Raw genomic sequence first — 18872 nt, 5'->3', positions numbered from 1 at the left:
CCCGGCCGGGTACGGGAGCGAGAGGCGGGTCGGGGGCGCGGGGCAACGGCCCCGACCCGCCGGTCTACGGTGTCCGGACGGGACTCGACGTGAGCGGTTCGGGTCCGTCGGCGGTGATGAGCACCGCCTCGCGGACCAGGACGGCGCCCACGCCCTCCTGCCAGACGTAGCCGGTCACGGCCAGCGCCATGCCGGGTTCGAGGCGTTCCTCGGTCGCGGTGAGCGGCAGCCCGGCGGTGACCACGGGCGGGTCGAAGCCCAGGCCCAGTCCGCGGGCGACGGGCATGGGGGGCAGCGGTTCCCCGGCCGTGTCGTACGCGGCGAGCAGGTCACTGGCCTGCGCCCCCGGCCGGCAGGCGTCGAGGAGCAGCGACCACAGCTCGTCCGCACGCCGGTACAGGGCACGGGTGCCGGCCGTGTCCCCGCCGTCGACCGCCCGGGTACGCGCGACCTCGCCGATGTATCCGCGGGCGACGACTCCGGAGGTGAAGGCCACGAGGTCACCTGGGCCCGCCGGCGCGTCCCCGCGCACCTTGCGCCACGGGTGCTCCCGTGAGGTCACCCAGGCCACTTCCTGGGTGGCCGGAGTGCTCACGCCGCCGGCCGCCGCGGCCTCCAGCAGGACGCCGGACAGATGCCGTTCCGTGACGCCCGGCCGCAGCTCGGCAACCGCCTTGGCCAGGCTGTCCTCGGCGACCGCGAGGGCCTGCCGGAGAGCGGCCAGTTCGTCCGCCGTCTTGACCCGGCGGGCGGCCCGCATCGCCGGTTCGCCGTCGACCAGTTCGGCCGCCGGGAACGCCATCGGCAGCAGCTGGAGGAAGAGCGGCGAGATGGTGTCCGTACCCACCCGCCGGGCCTGGGCCGTCCCCTCGATGCCCTGCAGGGCCGTGACCCAGTTCATCGGGTTCCAGGTCAGGCCGTAGAGGTGCGTCCGGGGAATGTCGTCGGGTACCCCCTCGTCCCAGGTCATCAGCGCGTGGACGGCGCCGGTGGCACGGACCAGCACGGCGGCGGGGGCGAAGGGACGGGTCCCCGCGGTCCACAGCCCCGGGGTTCCGGTGACATAGCGGACGTTGGCCTCCCGGCCGAGGACGAGGACATCCAGGTCATGGGCTGTCATGTGGGCCAGCGCGCGCTCCCGCCGCCCGACGCGGAGAGCACGGTCGTCCGGCAGGACCTCAGTCGCCATAGGGGGTGTAGGGGTAGTCGGTCAGGGCGGTGAAGCCCTCTTCCTCGATCACGAGGACCTCCTCGCTGCGGTAGCCGCCGGTGCCGTCCTCCCAGACGACCGGTTCGAGGACGAGCACCATGCCGGTCTCCAGGACCAGCTGCTCGTCGAACTCCTCGCCCAGGTCGGTGCCGACGAAGGGCATCTCGGCGGGGTCCACGCCCATGCCGTGGGCCAGGTAGAAATGGGGGAGCCAGGGTTTGGAACCGCCGTTGGCGCGGATGGCGGCCCTGGTCAGGTCGGCGGCGGTGACGCCCGCCCGCAGCACGTCCTTCACCGCGGAATGGATCTCCCACCACCTGCCGAACTGCGCCCGCTGGCGCGGGTCCGGGTCCTGCCCGACGACCCAGGTGCGCCCGAAGTCGGAGCAGTAGCCGGCGTAGGTGATGCTCACGTCGGTCCACAGCACGTCGCCCTTGACCAGCTCCCGTTCGGTGGTCAGCAGCGGGAGGGCCAGGTCGCCGTGGGTGGTCCACACCCCGGCCGCCCGGGAGGCGGGCATCACCTGCCAGATCGGGTCGAGGACGTTGGCCTGGGCGCCGTGTTCGAAGGCCTGGCGCACGAAGCCGGCCGACAGGTCGATCTGGCGCATGCCCGGTGCCAGCGACCGCTCGACGTCGGCCATGGCCCGCTCGGTGATGCGCAGCGCCGTACGGACGCAGGCCAGTTCGTCGGGGGTCTTGATCAGCTTGGCCACGGCCAGGACCATGGCGGCGTCGCCGGGCGGCCCGCCCGGGAACAGCTCCTTGTGCGCGCGGCGCATGGCGCCGGTCAACTCGTCGGCCGCCACCCTGGCCCCGGCGGGTACGAGGTCGGCGAGCACGGCGGAGAAGGTCCGCACTCCCTCGTCGTACTCCAGGTAGACGGGCGGGTGAAGGTGGTCGTGGGGCAGCGGGGAGTCCGCTGTGGCGCCCTCACGGAACGGCATGAACAGATGCGGCCACGGATCCTCCGCCAGCACCACGGCGACGGGACGGTCCACGTGGGCCAGACCGGAGTCGCCGAGCGGCCAGCTCACCCCGGTCGCGTAGCCGACCGCGGTGTTGCCGAGCAGGATCAGGGCGTCGACGCCCTGATCCGTCATGGCCGTGCGCAGCCGCGCGCCGCGTTCCCGGCCCATGCGCGCGAGATCCGGTTCGGCCGGGATGTCGATGACGGTCATGGCCGCCTCTTCGCTGATGTCATGGCGCCACGCTCCTGTCCGTCGTCACAGACCGAGGTATTCCTTGATGTTGCCGCTGACGATGCGGGCGGCCTTCTCGGGGCCCACCGCGTCCACGACCATGCCGATGGACTTCTCCGAGTAGCCGAAGGTGCTCTCGTTGTGCGGGTAGTCGGCGGCCCACATGACCCGGTCCACCCCGATGTCGTCCAGCTGCCGCAGACCGAGCGGGTCGACCATGAAGGACGCGTACATGTGGTGGTCCCAGTAGTGCCGGACGTCGTGGTCCAACGGCCGGTCCAGCATGTGCCGGTAGGAGGCGTGCAGGTGCTCGGCGTCCTGGAGGGCGGAGGCGACCCAGTTCACGCCGCCCTCGAACCAGCCGACGCGCAGGCCCGGGTGCCGGTCGATGATGCCGCTGAAGACGTACTTGCCGAACATCTCCCGGTACGGCGCCACGTTGACCATCATGCCGACGGTGATGGAGTTGACCTCGCAGGGCGCTTTCAAGGGGGTCTCACCGATGTGGTGGGAGACCGGGATCCCCGATTCCTCGATCGCGTCCCAGACGGGGATCATCGCGGTGCTCGCGTAGTCGATGGGGTTGCCGTCGTGGTCCGTGCCCGGTGACAGCGGCATGAGGAACGTCCTGATGCCCAGGCCTTTCAGCTCCTCAAGGGTCGTCCGAGCACCCTTTGCGTCCCACCAGTTGATCAGCCCGACGGCGTGGAAGCGGCCGTCCGAGCGCTCCTGCACCCCGGCGATGTACTCGTTGTAGATCCGGAAGCAGAGCTCGCGGATCGTCTTGTCGGGGTAGGGCAGCAGGGCCAGCATCGCGTTGGGGAACGCCAGCTCCTTCGCGATGCCGTCCGAGGCCAGTTCCCGGATGCGGCCCTCGATGTTGTCGGTGCCGGCGCCCTCCAGGGGGTCGTACTGCATGAGTACGGCGCTGAACTCGCCGGGCAGGAAGGACTGTCCGCCCACACCGAGCTCGTAGGCCTCGTCCTTGTACCAGACCCGCGGGGCGTGGTCCTTGAGGTGCTCGGGGAACTTGTCGTGGAAGATGTCCTCCGCGAGCGAGATGTGGTTGTCGGCGGAGAACACCTCGGTGCCGGGCGGCAGGCCCAGGGACGAGACGTCGGCGTGACCGCGCCGCTCCTTGGGCGGGCCGAAGCCCTCGGCGGGGTAGAGAGTGGACTGCTGGGTGGACATCGGTGTCCTCCGTTCATCGGTGGTGCGGGATCGTTCGTAGTTCCTTGACCACGGGGGTCCAGAGTTCGTCGTCGGTCTCGTAGGCGGTGTAGAAGGAGATCCGGTCCACCAGCGCGCCGTAGCGCCGGTGGATCTCGGCGGCCAGCCGGTCGGGTTCGGCCACCACCGCGAAGGCGTTCAGGACCTCGTCGTCGATGAGCGCGCCCATGACTTCCCATCGGCCGTCCCGTGACAACGAGGTGAGTTCGGTGCCGAGTTCGCCCCAGCCGTGCAGATCGAGGACGCCCCGGTAGGACGGGGTGCTGCCGTAGAAGGCGATCTGCCGCCGGGTTTCCGCCACCGCGTGGGCCAGCTCCTCCTCCGTGCGGCCGGTCGCGGTGAGCAGGAGATGACTGACGCAGAAGTCGTCGCGGGTCTTGCCGGCGGACCGCAGGCCGCGTTCGACCGCGGGCAGGGTGACCTCGCGCAGGTAGCGCGCGGTGGTGAAGGCGTGGGGCAGCAGGCCGTCCGCCGTCGCGCCCGCCACGGTCGTCATCGCCTCGCCGACCGCGGCGACCAGGATCCTCGGCGGCCCGGACGGCACCGGCGCCGGGGTGAAGAACGGGGGCATCAGGGTGTGGGTGTAGAAGTCCCCGCGGAAGTCCAGCTTCGTTCCGTCGTTCCAGGCGGACCAGATCGCGCGCAGTGCGGTGACGTACTCCCGCATCCGGGCCGCCGGCCTGCTCCAGGGCATCGAGTAGCGCCGCTCGACATGAGGTCTCACCTGGCTGCCCAGGCCCAGCAGGAAGCGGCCTCCGGAGTAGGACTGCAAGTCGTGGGCGGTGTAGGCGAGTTGCATGGGGGAGCGGGCGAAGGCCACCGCGACGGCCGTGCCCACCTCCAGGCGCTCGGTGTGCTCGGCCGCCAACAGCAGGGGGAGGAAGGGATCGTGGCCCGCCTCCGAGGCCCACAGCCCGTCGTAGCCCTCCTGTTCGAGGTGCCTGGCCTGCGCTACGACGTCGGAGCCGCCCCAGGCGCCGTCGACCTTCATGGCACGCGTGCCGGACGCAGGGGCTTCTGGCCCGCGGTGGCGCCGCCGTCGATCGTGAGCACGGTGCCGGTGAGGTGCAGGGAACGGTCGCCGCCCAGATAGGCGACGGCTTCCGCGACGTCCTGAGGGGTGCCCACCCGGGGCAGGGGCTGGGTGGCCGCCATGTGGGCGCGGATCCTCTTCGCCATCTCGTCGTCGGCGGTCGCGGAGGCGAGCAACCGGGTCGGAATGCCGCCGGGCGCCAGGCAGTTGACCCGGATGCCGTACTCGGCGAGGTCGAGCGCCGCGCACTTGGTGAAGTGGATGACCGCGGCCTTCGAGGCGCGGTAGGACAGCACCCCGGGACCGGCCTGGACACCCCCGACGGAACTGATGTTGACGATCGCGCCGCCGCCGTTCTCCGCCATGTGCCGGGCGGCCTCCCTGGTGCCCGTCATCACGCCGAGCAGGTTGACCGCGAAGACGCGCTGGAAGTCCGCGAAGTCCTCGTCCAGGATGCTCATCCTCATGCTCCCCGAGACGCCGGCGTTGTTGACCATGAGGCGCAGCCCGCCGAACTCGGCCACCGTGAAGCCGACGAGGCTCCGGACCTGCTCCGCGACCGCGACGTCCGTGTGCCGGAAGCGGACGTCCGGCCCGCACTCCTTGGCCAGGGACTCACCCGAGTCCCGGTCCAGGTCGGCGACGACGACCCGGAAACCGTCCTCCAGCAGCCGCTCGACCGTCGCGCGGCCCAGGCCCGCGGCACCGCCGGTGACGACGGCGACCCTTCCCGGCGGTTCCTCCGTCATCATCATGCTCACTCCCACGTGACCGGCAGCGCGTAGACCCCGTACGCGAGCCGGTCGTGCTTGAACTCGATCCGGTCGACCGGTACGGCAAGGGCCAGCGTGGGGACGCGGCGGAAGAGCGTGCCGAAGACGATCTGGAGTTCCACCCGGGCCAGTTGCTGACCGACGCACTGGTGGATGCCGAAGCCGAACGCGTTGTGGTGACGGGCGTTGGCGCGGTGCAGGTCCAGCCGGTCGGGATCGGGGAACACAGCGGCGTCCCGGTTGGCGCTGAAGAGCTCGACGATGATGCCCTCGCCGGCGCGGATGGTCTCCCCGGCGATCTCGATGTCGTCCTTGGCGATCCGCCGCTGTCCGCCGTGGATGATCCCGAGGTGGCGCAGCAGTTCCTCCACCGCGCCCGCGACGACCTGCGGATCGTCGGTCTCGCGCAGGACCGCCAGCTGTTCGGGGTGTTCGAGGAGCGCGACCGTGCCCAGCCCGATCATGTTGGCGCTGGTCTCGTGCCCGGCGATCAGCAGCCCCAGGCCCATCATCGCCGCCTCGGGCACCGTGATGTCACCGGCGGTGACACGGGCCGCGATGTCGGACAGCGCGTCGTCGGCGGGTTCGGCGGCCTTCTTCTCGACCAGGCGCATCAGGTACTCGTTGAGTGCGCCGAACGTCCGCATGCTCTCCTCGGCGGACACGTGGTGGGAGATCCCGCGGGCGGCGTTCTCCTGGAAGAAGGCGTGGTCCTCGTACGGCACGCCCAGCAGCTCACTGATCATCAGTGTGGGCAGCGGAAGCGCCAGGGCCTCCACGAGATCGGCGGGGGCCGGACCGGCCAGCATCGTGTCGATGAGGTCGTCGGTGATCTTCTGGATGGCGGGCCGGAGCGCCTGCACCCGTTTCATGGTGAACGGGCCGGTCATGATCCGCCGGTAGCGACTGTGCTCGGGGGCGTCCGAGTTGAACACGGACCGTGGGCGGTACGCGACCGCGGCCGCCATGCCCTCGTTCCAGTGCGGGAAGCCCGGCAGCCGTTCGTCGACGCTGACCCGGGGATCGGCGAGCAACTCCCGCTGCGCGGCGTGACCGGTGACGATCCAGGGGGTGCTGCCGTCCCAGATCCGCACTCTTGCCAGCGGTTTCTCGGCGGTCAGTGACCGCAGGGCCGGGGGCGGGTCGAAGGGGCAACCCGCCGCGCGCGGCAACGGCCACGCGGGGACCTGCGCCTCCGTGCCGGTCGGGACGTCTGACAGTGCGTCGGACATGTCCATCCTTAAGGTGTCTGCGGGGTTGTCAGTCCTCGACGTGGATCGCCAGCGCGGGGCAGACGGCGGCCGCTTGACGGACGTCGTCGACGCGGTCGGCTGCCGGGGCGTCGGTCAGCAGGACGACGACGCCGTCCTCGTCACGCTGGTCGAACACGTCGGGCGCGGTGGCCGCGCACTGGCCGGCCGCAACGCACCTGTCCTGGTCGACGGTCACTTTCACTGGCTGCTCCTCGTCGCCCTCAGGCCGAACGGCGCTGTGAGAAGGGTGGTTGTGTGGTGCGCGGCCGCCGATCCCGGCGGAGGGGAGCCATGACGAACTGACGCTCCGTCAAGAATCGTCCGGGCAAGGGAAGGACCGACTGGGATCGGTCCCGCGGCCGCCATCACCCGGGTGCCGGAACCGGCGATCGGGTGGCGTGCACGCGACCGCCGGGCCCGTCCGCATCGGGTTCCGTCGACCGCGCCTCTGAGTGAACTCCCGCTCCGTTGCTAAGTCAATCGATTGATTCAAATTCTCTTGAGGGGGCGTCATGGACGTCCGCCGGAGCTGTCGTGGCCGCGGACGTGGATGCGTACATGGACGCGGACGTGGACGCGGACAAGGGCGCGGACGTGGATGCGTACGTGGACGCGGTCAGGATCCGCTGGTGACCGGCGCCGTCCACACCCCGACGATCGCGTCGACGATCCCCGTGGCGGCCTCGTGCCAACCGGCCCCGGGGGTGGCGGTGCCCAGGGCGAGAGCGCGCTCGCGGTGGGCGCACATGTGGAGGATCACATGCCTGGTCATGGCGGTGCGTTCGGCGCGGACCTCGTCCGGCAGCTCCGGCAGGCATCGGTGCAGTCCGACGAGAATCTGCTGCCACGCGGGCGCGGTGAGGATCTCGGCGACCAGGATCTCGTGGAGTACCGGATCGGCCATCACCTGGACGCAGAACCGCGCGAACCACGTCGGACTGCCCAGGTCGGCCAGGTACTCGGGAGTGGACCGCACCAGGCACGCCACCCAGTCCCGGAGTTCGGCCGAGTCACCGGTCTCGGCCAGCAGCCGTCGGCTCACCCGCTCCAGCCGCTCGGCGTGATGGTGCGTGATCGCCCGCACCAGGTCGGCCTTCGAGCCGAAGTGGTAGCTCACCACGGCGGTGTTGCCCTGTCCCGCGGCCTCGCTGATCCGGCGGTTCGACACGGCGTACATGCCGTATTCCGCGAACAGCCGCTCCGCCGTGCTCCGGATGACTTCCCGGGTCGCGCGGACCTGCTCGTGCCGGGCGCCCCTGGCCGTCATGTCCCTCACCGTAGCGGCACCGGACCCCGGGGGGCCCTGGACGGAAATCAATGCGGTGATTTAACTTTTGGGCGCGATGGTCTTCTCGGACAGGCCGCCGCGAGGCGGCGCGAGGCCCCGACTTGGTGGTGACAAATGGCAAGCGGAACACGGCGGGACGAGCAGGTGCGGGCGACCCGGAAGGCACTTCTGGACGCGGCCGAACGGCTGTTCGCCGAGTACGGCGTGTACGCGATCGCCAACCGCCAGATCAGCGAAGCCGCAGGCCAGGGCAACAACACAGCCGTCATCTACCACTTCGGCACCAAAGCCGACCTCGTACGGGCCCTCGTCCGCAGACACGCGGAACGGATCGAGGTCATTCGCGTGGGCATGCTGGCCGACATCGGCGACTCGCGTGACCTGCGGGACTGGGTGGACTGCTCGGTGCGGCCCGTCACCCGGCACCTGGCGGAACTGGGCCGTCCGAGCTGGTACGCGCGGTTCATCGCCCAGGTCACGGCGGACCCCGCCCTCTACGCCATCGCCGAGGAGGAGTTCTACGCGGCCTCCCCGTCGCTGACCGGCCTTGAGGAGGGGCTCACCCGCTGTGTGCCCGAACTTCCCGAGCAGGTACGGGCCGAACGGGCCCTGATGACCATGCACCTGATCGTCCAGATGTCCGTCGACAGGGAACGCGCCCTCGCCGACACCACCCACACCCCCAGGGCCACCTGGCACGACGCAGCCACCGGCCTCGTCGACGCGATCGTCGCGCTGTGGCAGGCACCGGTGACCCGGCACCCCTGACCCGGCTGCCGCCACGGGGCAGGCGCAGCGAAGCCGACGGGCCCGTCCGGGCCCGTGCCAAGAAGGTAGGACACGCATGCCCGCGGAACAACGGAACCGGATCGTGGTCGTGGGCGCCTCCGCCGCCGGCCTCATGGCGGCCGAGACGCTGCGTCGCGAGGGGTACGACGGCACGCTCACCCTCATCGGAGCGGAACCGCATCCCCCGTACGACCGCCCGCCCCTGTCCAAGCAGTTCCTCACCGGCCGATGGGAGGCGGACCGGCTCACCCTCCGCTCCCCGCGCGACCTCGCCGCACTCCGCCTCGACCTCCGCCAAGAAGCCTCGGCCACCGGCCTGGACCTGACCGACCGCGAGGTGTGCCTGGCGGACGGCACCCGGGTGCCGTACGACGGTCTGGTCATCGCCACCGGAGTACGCCCCCGGCGTCTCCCCGGCGACGGCGCCCACGTCCTGCGCACCCTCGACGACGCCCTGGCCCTGCGTGGACGGCTGGCGCCGGGACGCCGGCTGATCGTCGTCGGTGCCGGGTTCCTCGGCGCGGAGGCCGCCGCCGTCGCCCGGTCCCACGGCTGCGAGGTGGTGCTCCTCGAACCGGCACGGGTCCCGCTGGCCCACGCGGTGGGGGAGCCGGTCGGGATGGTGCTCGCCCAACTGCACCTGGACCAGGGGGTGACGCTGCGCTGCGGGGTCACCGTCACCGAGACGACGGCCGGCGCGGTACGGCTGGCGGACGGGGAGACGGTCGAAGGCGACACGGTGCTGGTCGCGATCGGCTCCGTACCCAACACCGAGTGGCTGGCGGACAGCGGCCTGGCCCTCGACGACGGCGTGGTGTGCGACCAGCACTGCCAGGCCGGGCGCGGGGTGTACGCCGCCGGGGACGTGGCCCGCTGGCACAACCCGCTGTTCGACACCTCCATGCGGATCGAACACCGCACCAACGCCGCCGAGCAGGCCATGGCCGCGGCCCGCAATCTGCTCCACCCCGAGAGCGCGAAACCGTTCGCCCCGGTGCCCTACTTCTGGTCCGACCAGTACGACGTCCGCGTCCAGGCGTACGGCTGGCTGCGCGGCCACGACGAGGTCGCCGTCGCGGACGGGGACCTGGCGGAACGCCGGTTCGTGGCCGTCTACCGCGCCGGCGACCGGCTCGTCGGCGCCGTCGCGGTAGGGATGCCGCCCAAGACGATTCACCGGTGGCGGCAGGCCATCGCGGCACGGGCACCGTGGCGGGAGGCGGTGGCCACGGGGCCGTGACCACAGGGCTGTGACCACAGAGCCGTGACCACAGAGCTGTGACCACAGCGCCGTGACCGGGACCGCTCCGGCGATCGCGGACGCCCGAACCGCCCGCCCGCACCACCCCGTTCCACTCACTGGGAGCGCGGCGGCGACGCGCTCGATCTCCGAACCTACGGTGGGCGTCTGCTGGCCCCCGGGACCCAGCTGCCACACCGACGAGCGAAGGAGACGGGTCGATGACCGGCTGGGACCACACGACCGACTTCCTGGTGGTGGGGAGCGGCGCGGGTGTCGTGGGAGCGCTGCGGGCCCGCGCGCTCGGCAAGGACGTGCTCGTCGTCGAGAAGTCCGACCTGTTCGGCGGCTCGACCTGCATGTCGGGCGGTGTGCTGTGGCTGCCCCACAACCCGCTCATGCGGCGCGAAGGCGTCCCCGACTCCTTCGACGCGGCGCTCCGCTACTTCGACACCGTCGTCGGCAACGCGGGCCCGGCGTCGTCGCCCGCCCGCAGACTGGCCTACCTCCACGCCGGTTCCGAGATGGTCGGGTTCCTGGAGTCCGAGGGACTGGAGTTCCGGCGCTGTGAGGGCTACAGCGACTACTACTCCGGTGTCCGCGGGTGCGAGGGCGGTTCGCCGCGCGGCAGATCGATAGAGACGAAGGCCTTCGACAAGAAGCGCCTGGGGCCCTGGCAGGATCGCATCCGCCTCGGCTTCGCCGGCGGCCTCAACGCCTACACCGGTGAGGCCGGACCCCTGATGCTGATGAGGACCCGGACCGGGCTCGCCACCCTCGCCAGGGTGGGGCTGCGCACCCTGGTCGGCCGGCTCCGCGGGCAGCGCCTGGTCACCAACGGGGCGGCCCTCAGCGCCCGCCTGCTCCAGGCACTGCTGCGGCGAGGCGTGCCCGTGTGGCTGGAGTCCGCGCTGACCGACCTCGTCGTGGACGACGGCCGCGTCGTCGGCGCCGTCGTCAGACTGGGCGGACGTGACATACGGGTCCGGGCGCGCGACGGCGTGCTCCTCGCCGCCGGGGGCTTCGCCCGGAACGAGGAGATGCGCGAGGAGTACGCCCAGGGCCGGCCCACGGGCACCCTGTGGACCTCGGCGAACCCGGGCGACACGGGGGAGGCGATCCGGATCGCCATGGCACACGGCGCGGCGACGGACATGCTCGACGAGGCGTGGTGGATGCCCTCGTGGATCATGCCCGACGGCACCCCCGGCATGTGCCTGTCCGAACGCAGCAAACCAGGCGCGATCGTCGTCGACGCGAGGGGCCGCAGATACTTCAACGAGGCGGTCGCCTACCAGGAGGCCGGACAGTGGATGTACGCCCACGAGCGTGATTCCGGCGGCGCCGTGCCCTCCTGGCTCGTCATCGACTCCCGGCACCGCAGCCACTATCCGTTCGCGATGTCCCCGCCCGGCCGGACACCGAAGGAATGGATCACCGGCGGCACCCTGAAACGCGCCGACACCCTGGCGGAACTCGCCCGCCAGTGCGGGATCGACTCCGACGGACTCCTCAAGACGGTCGAACGCTTCAACCGGTTCGCCCGGGAGGGCTACGACGAGGACTTCCACCGGGGAGAGGGCGACCACGAGAAGTACTACGGCGACCTCACCCACAAGCCGAACCCCTGTCTGGGACCCCTCCTGAAGCCGCCGTTCTACGCGGTCGCCCTGTATCCCGGGGACATCGGCACCAGCGGGGGAGTGCTCTGCGACGAGTTCTCCCGGGTCCTCGACACCACCGGGAACCCGATCGCCGGCCTCTACGGAACGGGCAACTGCACGGCATCCGTGATGGGCCGCAGATATCCGGGTGCGGGAGCGAGCATCGCCGCCTCGGCGGTGTTCGGATACGCGGCGGCCAACCACGCCTGCGCACCGGCCACCGCCTGAGACGACGTCCCGACCGGACGTCGGCCACGGCGGACTGTGAACCATTCCGCGAGAAACATCCCGTCACGGAAGACGGGACAGCACATGCGCGCTTCGCGCATGCCTTCCTGAGCGCACGACCCGCTCGTAGGCGGATCCCCCCACCATGCAGTTTCACCGTTCATTCGGAGAACCCTCATGTCTGCTGTACGCGCCGAAGACTTGATCATCGGAATCACCCCGTTCCGTGAACCCGACGCCAGGCTGGCCGCCGCGGTCAGCCGCGCCGGCGGCCTCGGAGTGCTCGACCTGGGAGACGGCGGCCGACAGGCCCGCGACGCGCTCGGTCGGCTGAGGAGCTGGGCGCCGAGCGGCTTCGGGGTCCGGTTGGCGGGAGACTGCCGCATCGACCTCGGAGAACTCGCGCGAGGCGCCGCCGCGCGAGGCGGCGACGGCCCCCACACCGTCGTCCTGGGCGCCGAATCGGCATGGCAGGTCGGTGACGTGGCCGCCTGTCACCGGGTACTCGTGGAGATCACGGACCTGGAACAGGCGCTCACGGCGGCCCGCGCCGGGGCGGACGGGCTGATCGCCCGGGGCGCCGAGAGCGGCGGCCGGGTCGGCGAGCTGAGCACCTTCGTCCTGCTCCAGCAGCTGCTTGACGCACCGGAGTTGGATGTCCCGGTGTGGGCCTGCGGTGGCATCGGGCCGCGTACGGCGGCCGCGGCTGTGGCGGGCGGCGCGGCCGGCGTGGTCCTCGACAGCCAACTGGCCCTGCTCGCCGAGTCAACGCTGCTGCCGGAGCCGACTGCGGCGGCATTGCGCGCGATGGACGGCTCGGAGACGACGGTCGTGGCAGGACACCGAGTACTGCGCCCCTCGAAGGGACGCGGGGCTGAGCCATCGGCCGACCGACTCCTGCCGGTCGGCCAGGACGGCTTCCTCGCCGCACGGTTCGCCGAGCGATGGCACGACGTCGGCGGCGTCGTCCGCGCACTCACGGGCGCCGTCGAAGAAGCCCTGACCGGCCAGGACGCGGGCCGCGCCCTGCACCCCGGTTCCCCCATGGGCACGGCCCTCGGCACCGCGCTCCCCGTCGCACAGGGACCCATGACCCGGGTCAGTGACCAGGCACGGTTCGCGGTCGCGGTCGCCGATGACGGGGCGTTGCCCTTCCTGGCGCTGGCCCTGGCGGACGCTACCCGCACCCGCGAGATGCTGACCGAGGCCCGGGCCGTGCTCGACGGCCGGCCCTGGGGCGTGGGTGTGCTCGGCTTCGCCCCCGAGGAGCTCAGGAACGCCCAGCTCGAAGAGGTCCGGGAGCTGCGGCCCAGCCACGCGATCGTCGCGGGTGGCCGGCCGGCCCAGGCGGAGGCGTTGGAGCGGGCCGGGATCAGCACCTTCCTGCATGTGCCCTCGCCGGGGCTGCTGCGGCAGTTCCTGGAGGCGGGGGCCCGGAAGTTCGTCTTCGAGGGGTCCGAGTGCGGCGGCCACGTGGGGCCGCGTGCGAGCTTCCCGCTGTGGGAGGCCCAGCTTGCCGTGCTGGAGGATTTCCCGGACGTCGAGGGTCTGGAGGTGTTCTTCGCGGGCGGTGTCCATGACGCGCGCTCGGCCGCGATGGTTGCCGCGCTCGCCGCGCCCCTCACCGCTCGGGGTGCGGCCGTCGGCCTGCTCATGGGCACCGCCTACCTCTTCACCGAGGAAGCCGTGACCTGCGGCGCGGTGCAACCGACCTTCCAGGAACAGGTCGTACGCGCCCGCCGGACCACGCTGCTGGAGACCGCGCCCGGCCATGCCACCCGCTGTGTGCCCAGCCCCTTCAGCGACGGCTACCGGCGGATCGAGGCCGGACTGCGTTCCCAGGGTGTGCCGGACCGCCAGCGGTGGGAGGAACTGGAACGGCTCAACATCGGCCGGCTGCGCATCGCCAGCAAGGGCCTTGAGCGTGACGCCACCGGAGCGCTGACCGAGGTCGACGCCGAACGCCAGCTTGCCGAAGGCATGTTCATGGCCGGAGAGGTGGCGGTACTCCGCTCGGCGACCACGACCGTCGGCGCCCTGCACCACTCGGTGACCGAGGGTGCCGCGGAGTTTCTCGCCGCCCGCGCGGAGACAGTACGTGCATGCCTGGGGGGAGAGGACGAGTCAGGGCCCGAGGACGCCCCTGCCCCGTTGGACATCGCGATCGTGGGTATGGCGTGCATGTTCCCGCAGGCTCCCGATCTGGCCACGTTCTGGGCGAACGTGGTGGCAGGGCATGATGCGGTCACGGAGGTCCCGCCCGAGCGCTGGGATCCGGCTGTCCATCACGCCGAGGGCGGCACCACTTCGAAGTGGGGTGGTTTCTTGCCGCCGATTCCCTTCGACGCGTTGAGCTATGGCATTCCGCCCGCGTCCCTGGGGCATATCGAGCCGGTTCAGCTGCTGGCCCTGGAGGCGGCGCGGCGGGCGCTGGATGATGCCGGATACGGAGAGCGGGGGCGGGGGTTCGACCGCTCGCGCACCTCCGTGGTCTTCGGTGCGGAGGCGGGCAGCGATCTGTCGAACGCGGGCACGCTGCGGGCGGTGCTGCCCTCTTATTTCGGGAGGGTGCCGGAGGGGTTGGAGGAGCAGCTGCCCCGGCTGACGGAGGATTCGTTCCCGGGGATGCTGGCCAATGTCATCTCGGGGCGGATCGCGAACCGGCTGGATCTGGGCGGTGCCAACTTCACCGTGGACGCGGCGTGTGCGTCCTCGTTGGCGGCGGTGGATGTGGCGTGCAAGGAGCTGGCTGCCGGGACGAGTGATGTCGTGTTGTGCGGTGGCGCGGATCTGCACAACGGGATCAACGACTATGTGCTGTTCTCTTCGGTGCATGCGCTGTCGCCGACGGGGCGTTCGCGGGCTTTTGACGGGTCCGCGGACGGTATCGCGCTGGGTGAGGGTGTGGCGTGTGTCGTGCTGAAGCGGCTGGCCGATGCCGAGCGGGACGGTGACCGGGTCTACGGGGTGATCAAGGGGCTGGGTTCGTCGAGTGACGGCCGTTCCCTGGGGTTGACCGCGCCTCGTCCCGAGGGGCAGCGGGCGGCGTTGCTGCGTGCGTACCGCAGCGCCGGTATCTCCCCGGCGCGGGTGGGGCTGGTCGAGGCGCACGGCACCGGGACCGTCGTCGGTGACCGCACCGAACTGACCATCCTCAGTGAGGTGTTCGCGGAGGCGGGTGCGGTGAGCGGGGGTTGTGTGCTGGGGTCGGTGAAGTCGCAGATCGGGCACACCAAGTGTGCTGCCGGACTCGCCGGTCTGATCAAGACCACCCTCGCCCTGCACACCGGCGTCAAGCCGCCCACCCTGCACCTGGAGCGGCCCAACCCGGCCTGGACCGAGGACGACAGCCCGTTCGCCTTCCACACCGAGGCCCGGCCCTGGGCGGCTCCGGCCGCTGAACGGGTGGCGGGGGTCAGTGCGTTCGGGTTCGGTGGCACCAACTTTCATGTGGTGTTGGAGGCGTATGACGGCGCGGTGCCGCCGGAGCAGGGGCTGGATGTCTGGCCTGCTGAGTTGTTCGTGTTCCGGGGCCGGGACGAGAAGGCCGCCCGCCGGGGCGTCGAGGAACTGCTGCGGGTGGCCGAGACGGGTTCCTGGCGGTTGCGGGATCTGGCGTTGGCGGCGGCTCGTCGTGCGGACGCCTCGCCCGAGCCGGTGCGGGCGGCGGTGGTGGCGGGCGATGTCACCGAGTTGGCCGGGCAGCTGCGGCGGGTCCTGGCGGGGGAGCGGGACCCGCGGGCCGGGATCCACTTGGCCGGCGCGTCCCAAGACGCGGACGCCAAGGTCGCGTTCCTCTTTCCCGGTCAGGGCAGTCAGCGCCCCGGCATGCTGGCCGACGTTCTGATCGCCTTCCCCGAGCTGCAGCACTACCTGCAACTGGGCCGGGTCCACGCCGACGCCCTCTATCCGCCCGCCGCCTTCGACGACACCACCAGGGAGCGCCGTCGGGCGGCCCTCACCGACACCCGGGCCGCCCAGCCCGCCCTCGGCATCACCGGCCTCGCCGCCCACGCCCTGCTCACCTCCGTCGGTGTAAGGCCGGACATGGCGGCGGGGCACAGCTACGGCGAGCTGGTCGCTCTGTCCGCGGCTGGCGCGTTCGACCCGGAAGCTCTGTTGGTGCTGAGCGCCGAACGCGCGGCGGCGATCCTCGCGGCCACGGGAACCGACGACCCGGGCAGCATGGCCGCCGTGTCCGCCGGTGCCGAGGACGTCGAGCGCGCACTGCGAGAGACCGGTGCACCCGTCCCCGTCGTGGTTGCCAACCACAACTCGCCCCAGCAGACGGTGATCTCGGGTCCGACCGAGGGCGTGACCGAAGCCGTACGGCTGTTGCGCGGGGCCGGTCTCGGTGCCAAGCGGATCCCGGTGGCCTGCGCCTTCCACAGCCCCCTGGTCGCAGGGGCCGGGCAGCGCTTCGCGGAGACACTCACCCAGCAGGTGGTGCGGGCTCCGGAATTCCCGGTGTGGTCCAACCGGACGGCGGCTCCCTATGGCGACGACGCGGAGGCGGTGCGTGCCGGACTCGCGGCCCAGATCGGCTCGCCCGTCGTCTTCGCCGCTCAGATCGAGGCGATGTACGAGGCCGGGGCCCGGGTCTTCGTCGAGGCCGGACCCGGCAGCGTGCTCACCCGGCTCGTCGGGCAGATCCTGGGCGACCGCCCGCACACCACCGTGGCCTGCGAGCCCCGGGCTGACAGCGGACTGCGCGGCTGGCTCGACGCGCTCGCCCAATTGGCCGTCGCCGGGGCATCCGTGCGCGTCGGGCGGCTGCTCCTGGGACGCGACGCTCTTGACGCGGTCCGGGCCCCTGCGCCCACGCGACCTGGGTGGACGGTGGATGGACAGCTTGTCCGTACCGCCGCCGGTGACCTCCTGCCCGGTGCTCTGGCGCCGGCCCGACGAGTCGTGGAGACGATGACGGTGACGACTAATCAGCCGCACGGTGCCCCGGCCGACCGGGACGCGCTGATCTCCGAGTTCCTGCGCACCAGCCGGGAGATGATCGCCGCCCAGCGAGACGTGCTGCTCACCTACTTCGGGGCAGCACCGGGGACGGCGCCCGCCGTACCGGCGGCTCCGATTCCACAGGCGTCCGTCGAAAACCTGGTGCCGCAGCCAGAGTTGGAGGCCAACCCGGTCCTGGAGTCGTCTCCGGAGACCGACGTCGAGCGGGTCGTCCTGGAGATCATCAGCGAGCGCACCGGCTATCCCGTCGACATGATCGAGCCCGATCTCGATCTGGAGGCGGACCTGAGTATCGACTCGATCAAACGGGCCGAGATCGCGGGGGAGTTGGCGAAGCGGCTCGGGATCGCGGGCGGGGCGGAGACCCTGGACGACAGCGAGTTGGAGGAGCTGGCCAAGGCACGGACAGCGGCCGCCGTGACGAAATGGCTCACGGTACGGCTGACGGGACCGGGCGAGAGCAGTACGCCTGACGCGCGGGCCGTGCCACAGGAAGCGCCGACCGTTACCGGTGAGGCCCCGAGGCGGTTCCGGTCGCAGGCGATGCTTTTGGCGCACCAGGATTCTGACGCCCCCGCGGATCCGTCGGTCCTCCTGACCGACCGGCGGTTCGTCCTAGTCGGTGAAGGCCACGGCTGGGACGTGTACCACGAGGTCCTGGCCCGGCTCACCTCGTACGGCGCCCATGCGCGGCACCTTGCCCCCACGGACCCGCTCAACGAAGTCGACGGCCCCGTGCACGGCATCCTCTACATGGACTCGCTCTCCCCCTCCGGCCCGCCCGTGCTGCCCGGCGCCCTCCCGGTCCTTCAGGCCGCGCTGCGACGCACCCCACGCCTGCTGCTGGCCGTACGGTCGGCGAAAGGCTCACATGCGGCCGGCCTGCACGGCCTGTTCCGTACCGTCGCCCGGGAATATCCGGACACGGTCGCCCGGGTCGTCGACCTTGAGGACATCTCGCCCGTGGGAGTCGCCGACGCGCTGATCGCTGAGTTGCTAGCGCCCGAGACCGACACTCCCGTGGTCCTGCGCACGGCGGCCGGCAGGCATGGAGTCGAGCTGGTTGAGGCCCCGCTCGGCCCGCTGGCCACCAGTGGTGCTGGTCCGGCGGGGGAGGGGGCCGCCGAGGCCGCCGCGCTCGGTCTGGACCGGGATTCGGTGGTGCTGCTGGTCGGTGGGGCGCGGGGGATCACCGCGACGTTCGCGGCCGGTCTGGCCGCTGCTTGCCGTTGCCGGATCGAGTTGCTGGGCCGGACCCCGGCGCCCGCCGGCCCCGAGGCTCCGGACATCGCCGGTGCCCGGACCCCGGCGGAGCTACGTGCCGTGCTCGCTGCGCGGGCAGACGTGGGCCCCGCCGAGATCAACCGTTCTTCGGAGCTCATCCTGGCTCAGCGGGAGATTTCCGCGACTCTGGACGAACTCGCCGCCCTCGGCAGTGAGGCTCGCTACCGGGCTGTGGACTTCCGTGACCGGGAGGCCGCGCTCCAGGCCGTCAAGGAGATCCACGCCGATCACGGCCGTCTGGACGGGGTCGTGTTCGCCGCCGGGGTGATCGAGGACCGGCTGATCGCCGAGAAGACCCCAGAGTCCTTCCAGCACGTGTACGACACCAAGGTGAGCGGCGCCAAGAATTTGTTGACGGCCCTTGACGAACTGCCCGACAAACCTGACCTCGTGGTGTTGTTCGGCAGTATCTCGGCTGTGCTGGGCAACCGTGGCCAGGCCGACTACGCGGCGGCGAATGACGCGTTGGAGAGTCTGGGTGCGCAGTGGGCGGAGCGCGCTGGGGGCCGGGTGCTGACCGTGCATTGGGGGCCCTGGGCGCCTGTCGGCGGTCACACCGGGATGGTCAGTCCCGAGCTGGGGCGCGAGTACGCGCGGCGCGGGGTGCGGCTGATCGATCCCGCCGAGGGCGCCGCCGCGCTGCTGCGGGAGCTGGCCTGGGGCGAGCCGTCCGTGCGGGCCGTCGTCTACACCGCTTCGGGCTGGTGA

Annotated in this window: 12 protein-coding genes; 4 read left to right on the top strand and 8 right to left on the bottom strand. The window is 71.4% G+C overall.

The genetic code is table 11. The annotated features are described in order from the left end of the window. Positions 1 to 64: 64 nt before the first annotated feature. The 8 genes from ACIPSJ_RS42890 to ACIPSJ_RS42855 form a co-directional block, all read right to left on the bottom strand. Positions 65 to 1189, bottom strand: a complete 1125-nt coding sequence (locus ACIPSJ_RS42890; protein WP_401354262.1) for a M24 family metallopeptidase — start codon at positions 1187 to 1189, stop codon at positions 65 to 67. Continuing rightward, on the bottom strand, positions 1179 to 2390 hold the full coding sequence (locus tag ACIPSJ_RS42885) for a M24 family metallopeptidase (RefSeq protein WP_401354259.1): 1212 nt from the start codon (positions 2388 to 2390) through the stop codon (positions 1179 to 1181). Before ACIPSJ_RS42885 ends, ACIPSJ_RS42890 begins: the two co-directional genes overlap by 11 nt. A gap of 45 nt (positions 2391 to 2435) precedes the next feature. Continuing rightward, positions 2436 to 3602: an amidohydrolase family protein gene (locus tag ACIPSJ_RS42880; protein WP_401354256.1), complete on the bottom strand. Its 1167-nt coding sequence runs from the start codon at positions 3600 to 3602 to the stop codon at positions 2436 to 2438. Positions 3603 to 3615: 13 nt separating this feature from the next. Continuing rightward, on the bottom strand, positions 3616 to 4632 hold the full coding sequence (locus ACIPSJ_RS42875; protein ID WP_401354254.1) for an LLM class F420-dependent oxidoreductase: 1017 nt from the start codon (positions 4630 to 4632) through the stop codon (positions 3616 to 3618). After that, on the bottom strand, positions 4629 to 5429 hold the full coding sequence (locus ACIPSJ_RS42870; RefSeq protein ID WP_401354251.1) for an SDR family NAD(P)-dependent oxidoreductase: 801 nt from the start codon (positions 5427 to 5429) through the stop codon (positions 4629 to 4631). The genes ACIPSJ_RS42875 and ACIPSJ_RS42870 overlap by 4 nt, the downstream gene beginning before the upstream one ends. A gap of 2 nt (positions 5430 to 5431) precedes the next feature. Continuing rightward, positions 5432 to 6679 carry a cytochrome P450 gene (locus tag ACIPSJ_RS42865; RefSeq protein ID WP_401354249.1) on the bottom strand — a complete coding sequence of 416 codons (1248 nt, stop codon included), beginning with the start codon at positions 6677 to 6679 and terminating at the stop codon, positions 5432 to 5434. Between the two features lie 28 nt (positions 6680 to 6707). Then, positions 6708 to 6902, bottom strand: coding sequence for a ferredoxin (locus ACIPSJ_RS42860; protein ID WP_359222292.1), 195 nt, complete (start codon positions 6900 to 6902; stop codon positions 6708 to 6710). A gap of 414 nt (positions 6903 to 7316) precedes the next feature. Next, positions 7317 to 7967, bottom strand: a complete 651-nt coding sequence (locus ACIPSJ_RS42855; protein WP_401354246.1) for a TetR/AcrR family transcriptional regulator — start codon at positions 7965 to 7967, stop codon at positions 7317 to 7319. 135 nt (positions 7968 to 8102) lie between these two features. Here ACIPSJ_RS42855 and ACIPSJ_RS42850 point away from each other — a divergent pair, with 135 nt between their 5' ends. The 4 genes from ACIPSJ_RS42850 to ACIPSJ_RS42835 all read left to right on the top strand — a co-directional run bounded on the left by ACIPSJ_RS42850 (position 8103) and on the right by ACIPSJ_RS42835 (position 18872). Then, positions 8103 to 8756: a TetR family transcriptional regulator gene (locus tag ACIPSJ_RS42850; RefSeq protein ID WP_359222290.1), complete on the top strand. Its 654-nt coding sequence runs from the start codon at positions 8103 to 8105 to the stop codon at positions 8754 to 8756. Positions 8757 to 8832: 76 nt separating this feature from the next. Further along, positions 8833 to 10017, top strand: coding sequence for an FAD-dependent oxidoreductase (locus ACIPSJ_RS42845; protein WP_359222289.1), 1185 nt, complete (start codon positions 8833 to 8835; stop codon positions 10015 to 10017). Positions 10018 to 10238: 221 nt separating this feature from the next. Then, on the top strand, positions 10239 to 11909 hold the full coding sequence (locus ACIPSJ_RS42840) for an FAD-binding protein (RefSeq protein WP_359222288.1): 1671 nt from the start codon (positions 10239 to 10241) through the stop codon (positions 11907 to 11909). Between the two features lie 177 nt (positions 11910 to 12086). Continuing rightward, entirely contained in the window at positions 12087 to 18872 is a 6786-nt protein-coding gene (locus ACIPSJ_RS42835) for an SDR family NAD(P)-dependent oxidoreductase (protein ID WP_401354242.1), read from the top strand.

The organism is Streptomyces sp. NPDC090088, assembly GCF_044747345.1.
Taxonomy (GTDB): Bacteria; Actinomycetota; Actinomycetes; order Streptomycetales; family Streptomycetaceae; genus Streptomyces.
Note: the sequence above shows the minus strand (reverse complement) of the source record. Positions and strands in the feature narration are given on the sequence as shown.